We start from the raw sequence: 4,431 nt of genomic DNA, 5'->3' as shown, positions 1-4,431 counted from the left end.
GCGAACGCCTGATCTGGTGGGCGTATTTATGGAGTTGCTCGACTTGCCAGCGCCACAGATGGCGCTGGCATGGTTGCGGTGGCCCCCCAGCATTGAGGTGACGGCTTGCGGTGCTTTTGGAAATGCCCGTCATGTTCTTCAGGAGCGTGGCCCGTTCTGGATCAAGGAACGATCCGAGAGCAGCATCCCAGCTTCGCCAGGCGGTGGGGGTAAATTCCCGCTCGATATCACGGTACAGTTGCAGGGCGTCTGGGACAGCTTCGATTGCGTTGTTCATACCAACAAGAGAAGCACGTTCCAGACGTGCTTTTTATCGATATACACACATTGCAACTCATGAGTCAGAGGGAGTCGCCATGGTCCGGGCAGGATGGTGGTCTAACCATGCAGGCGGGTGAGGCGCATAGATACTGAACTTCCGAATCTGCCGCGCTCAGCATCCATCCGGCCAGATACGGCCAACAGGCAGTCAGGTTTCCAGCGCCTGCCTGAACCAGCCCGTGATCACGTCTGGGCGGGTAATCGCGCTGCCCACCACCACAAAACTTGCCCCCAGACCCATAGCCTGAGCCGCGTCCGCCGGGCTGTTTAGTCGGCCCTCAGCGGCGAAGGACAGTCCGGCGTCACGCAACTCCCGCATCAGTTCCCAGTCTGCCCTGGCAAGTTGGCGGCTGTAGGGGGTGTAGCCGCTCAGGGTGGTGCTGACGATGTCCACGCCGTGGTCATAGGCAGCCCGCGCCTCGTCCAGCGTGCTGATGTCGCCCATAACCAGTGCGCCAGCCACACGAACGGCAGCGAACATGTCTGCCAACGGTTCAGGCCGGGGACGCGAGGTGGCGTCAAAGGCCACGATCTGCGCGCCAAGTTCGGCCAGCCGCACGCCCTCGGCGGCGGTGGGGGTGATGTAGACCTCGGTGTCGTCCCGGTCCGTCTTGGTCAAGCCGATGATCGGCAGATCGGTGACGGCCCGCACCGCTGCCACGTCCTCAAAGCCCTGAATCCGCAGGCCCACCGCGCCGCCCCGCTCAGCAGCCAGCGCCAGTTGCCCGATGATGTACGAATCGCGCAGGGGCGAGTCGGGGTTGGCCTGACACGAGACGATCAGGCCGCCGGCAAGCCGCTCCAGCACTGTCCGGTCAGGCATGGACCAGCAGCTCCTCAGCCTCCAGAATGACCCGCACCCGTCCCATTTCCTGATCGTTGAGGGGCAGATTGGGGCGGTTCATGTGATGGTGCGTGATCAGGCCCAGCAGGCGCATGGCGGCCTTGAACCCCCCCACGCCTGAAGCCCCGGCGCTGGTGCGCGGCGTGCCCTGCAAGGCCACCGCGAACAGCCGGATCAGGCGTTCCTGAATCTGCCTAGCCCCGCTCCAGTCCTCGCACTGGGCCGCGTCATAGAGGGCCACATAGGCAGCGGGGTCCACGTTTCCTAGCCCCGGCACGCAGCCGTGTGCGCCCACCATGAACGCCGTGTCCACCATCAGTTCCGAACCGGTGAACATGCGGAACTGCGGGTCATCCGCGCACTCGCGGGCCAGCAACCGGAAGTTGGTGTCGTCCCCGCTGCTGTCCTTGAGGCCCACGATCAGCCCTTCCTGGCGCATCTGGCGCAGGGTGGGGCGCTCCAGCTTGACCTGCACGCACACCGGAATGTCATAGGCCATGATCGGCAGGCCCACGGCCTCATGGACCGCGCGGAAGTGTTCGACGATCTCGGCCTGGCTGGTGCGGGCGTAGAACGGTGCAGTGACCACCAAGCTATCCACCCCGGCGTCGCGGGCGTCGCGGGCGTGGGCGATCACGCGGTCCGTGGTGGGGTCGATCACGCCCGCCAGCAGCGGTACGCGCCCGGCCACCTCATCCACAGCGATTCGCAACACCTCGCGGCGCTGCGGGGCGTCCATGAAGACCACCTCACTGGTGGAGCCGAGCAGGAACAGGCCATGCACGCCGCCATCCAACAGGTGCCGCAGAACGCGGCGCAGCGAAGCCTCGTCTACTTCAAATTCTGGAGTGAGCGGCGTAACGACGGGCGGAATGATGCCGTGCAGGTTGGCGGGAAAGTCAGCAGTGGTCATAAGAAACCTCGGGAGGAGAGTGGGGGAAGGGTGGAGAGCTGGTCAGAGGGATTCGATTTCGGCGAGTTGCGCTCTCCCCTATCGGACTGGTGCAGCTCCGAAGGAGAGAGAGTTACTCCTACTGCTTGGCCTTGGGATCAAGCGCGTCGCGCAGGCCGTCGCCCAGAAAGTTGGTGGCCAGCACGGTCAGGATGATCAGCAGTCCGGCGGGCATCCACTGCCAGACGTAGGCTTCCAGAATGTTGATCTCGCGGGCGCTGCTGAGCAGGTTGCCCCAACTGGCCTGCGGGGGCTGCACGCCCAGGCCCAGGAAGCTCAGGCCCGCTTCCGTCAGGATGGCGCTGGCGACGCCCAGGCTGACGAAGACCACCAGCACGTCCACCACGTTGGGCAGCGCGTGCTTGAGCAGGATGCGGCGGTCGTTGGCCCCCAGCGCCGTGGCCGCCGAGATGAAGTCCAGCTCGCGCACGGAAAGCAACTTGGCGCGCACCAGCCGTGCGGCCAGCGGCCAGCCCAGCAGCCCGATGATGATGATGGTCTTGTCGATGCCGGGGCCGACGATGGCGGCCAGCGTCAGCAGCACCACGATGCTGGGAAAGGTCATGACCACGTCCACGAAACGCATGATCACGTTGTCCACCCAGCCGCCGAAATACCCGGCCAGCGCGCCCAGCGTGGTGCCCACCACCACCGAGACCAGGGTGCTGAACAGACCCACCATCAGCGACACGCGCCCGGCAGACAGCGTGCGGGCGAAGATATCGCGCCCGGTGGGATCGGTGCCCAGCCAGTGCGCCCCACTGGGCGGCTGGTTGCGGTTGAGCAGGTCAATCTCGTCGGGGCCGAAGCGGGCGATCAGCGGGCCGAAGACCACCAGCAACACGATGATGCCCAGCAGGATCAGGCCGACGACGGCCAGCCGGTGGCGCAGAAAACGCTTGAGGGCCATGCTGCCCGGCGTCTTGACGCGGACCTTCTCGGGTTTGACAGGAGTGGTGGCGGTCATGGGTACAGCCTCCCCATCTTGAAAATTATGGTCATGAGTAGCGAATCCGGGGGTCGATCAACCCGTACATCAGGTCCGTGATCAGGTTGGCCAGCAGGATGATGATCGCCAGCATCAGCGTCGTGCCCATGATCATCGGGTAATCGCGCGAGTCGATGGCGTCCAGGTACAACTGTCCGGTGCCGGGCCACGAGAAGATGCTCTCCAGGAACACCGCGCCGCCGATCAGGTTGGCGACGTTGGCCCCGATCACCGTCACCACCGGAATCAGCGCGTTGCGCAGCACGTGCTTGCTGATCACCCGGTACGACGGAACGCCCTTGGCCGAGGCGGTGCGGACGAAGTCCTGAAACAGCACTTCCAGAATGCTGGAGCGGGTGTAGCGCATCAGGATGGCGATGTACGTGACCGAGAGGATCATGGCGGGCAGGATCAGGTGCCGCAGGATGTCCATCACTCCGCCGTCTCCCGGCGTCTGGTATCCCCCAGCAGGAAACCAGCCCAGCTTGAGGGCGAAAACGTACATGCCCAGCAACCCGGCCAGGAAGGCGGGGGTGGAGATGCCCAGAAACGCCAGGAAGGTCAGGGTGTTGTCCAGCAGCGTGTAGCGCTTGACCGCCGCGACGATGCCGAAGAAGATCCCCAGCGTCACGCCCACGGTCATGCCCAGGCCCATTAATAGCAGCGTGGGCGGCAGGCGGCGGCCCAGTTCCTCGATCACGGGCTGACCGTTCTTGATGCGGTAGCCCAGATCGCCCTGCACCGCGCGGCCCAGCCACTTGAAGTACTGCACTGGCTTGGATTGATCCAGACCCAGATCGGTTTTCAGAATCTGGCGCTGCTCGGCGCTCAGGACCTGATCGGGGGGAATGTAGGCGTCCAGCGGATCGCCAGGGGTGAATTGCAGCAGCGTGAAGACCACGGCGCTGATCACCAGCAGCAGCGGAATACTGATCAGCAGGCGGCGGAGGGTGTAAAGGCCCATACGGTCAGCTCCTTAAGAAGCGGGAGAGAAATGGAGCAAGAAAGACGCCACGAACAAGTAGACCTCTTGCGAAAGTCGTGCGCTAAGGTAGGGGATGGTTGGCACGCTAAAATATCATCAGGCCCTGAAGCTGAATCGCACGAGTTTTCGCCGTCGCACTGGTGTGTACCCTGAAACATTTCTAGAGATGGAGACCGTGTTGCAAGAACGCCATGCCAACAAAGTCAAATCTGGACGGCCACCTGCACTCTCTTTGGGAGCGCAACTCCTGATGACGCTGGAGTTCTGGCGCGAGTACCGCACGTTGTTTCACATCGGCCAGGACTGGGGTGTCCATGAGGCCACGGTTCAGCGAACCGTGG

At 63.7% G+C, this 4,431-nt stretch carries 6 protein-coding genes; 1 reads left to right on the top strand and 5 read right to left on the bottom strand.

Translation table 11 applies throughout. The features are described 5' to 3' along the window. The 5 genes from BOO71_RS26675 to BOO71_RS02630 form a co-directional block, all read right to left on the bottom strand. The coding region (locus BOO71_RS26675; RefSeq protein WP_139322698.1) for a hypothetical protein at positions 1-277 on the bottom strand (277 nt) is incomplete at its 3' end. Positions 278-469: 192 nt separating this feature from the next. Beyond that, positions 470-1,144 carry an N-acetylmannosamine-6-phosphate 2-epimerase gene (locus tag BOO71_RS02645; RefSeq protein ID WP_075830438.1) on the bottom strand — a complete coding sequence of 225 codons (675 nt, stop codon included), beginning with the start codon at positions 1,142-1,144 and terminating at the stop codon, positions 470-472. Further along, positions 1,137-2,078 carry a dihydrodipicolinate synthase family protein gene (locus BOO71_RS02640; protein WP_075830437.1) on the bottom strand — a complete coding sequence of 314 codons (942 nt, stop codon included), beginning with the start codon at positions 2,076-2,078 and terminating at the stop codon, positions 1,137-1,139. The genes BOO71_RS02645 and BOO71_RS02640 overlap by 8 nt, the downstream gene beginning before the upstream one ends. A gap of 118 nt (positions 2,079-2,196) precedes the next feature. Continuing rightward, complete coding sequence (gene opp4C, locus BOO71_RS02635) at positions 2,197-3,084, bottom strand: oligopeptide ABC transporter permease (RefSeq protein WP_075830436.1); 888 nt, start codon at positions 3,082-3,084, stop codon at positions 2,197-2,199. Between the two features lie 31 nt (positions 3,085-3,115). Further along, positions 3,116-4,069 carry an ABC transporter permease gene (locus tag BOO71_RS02630; protein ID WP_075830435.1) on the bottom strand — a complete coding sequence of 318 codons (954 nt, stop codon included), beginning with the start codon at positions 4,067-4,069 and terminating at the stop codon, positions 3,116-3,118. A 94-nt stretch (positions 4,070-4,163) separates the two neighbouring features. Here BOO71_RS02630 and BOO71_RS29010 point away from each other — a divergent pair. Then, on the top strand, positions 4,164-4,431 hold a 268-nt coding region (locus tag BOO71_RS29010), incomplete at its 3' end, for a transposase family protein (RefSeq protein WP_368482859.1).

This window comes from Deinococcus marmoris (genome assembly GCF_001949125.1).
Taxonomy (GTDB): Bacteria; Deinococcota; Deinococci; order Deinococcales; family Deinococcaceae; genus Deinococcus; species Deinococcus marmoris_A.
The sequence above is the reverse complement of the archived record's forward strand: the minus strand, read 5'-3'. Positions and strand labels throughout refer to the sequence as shown.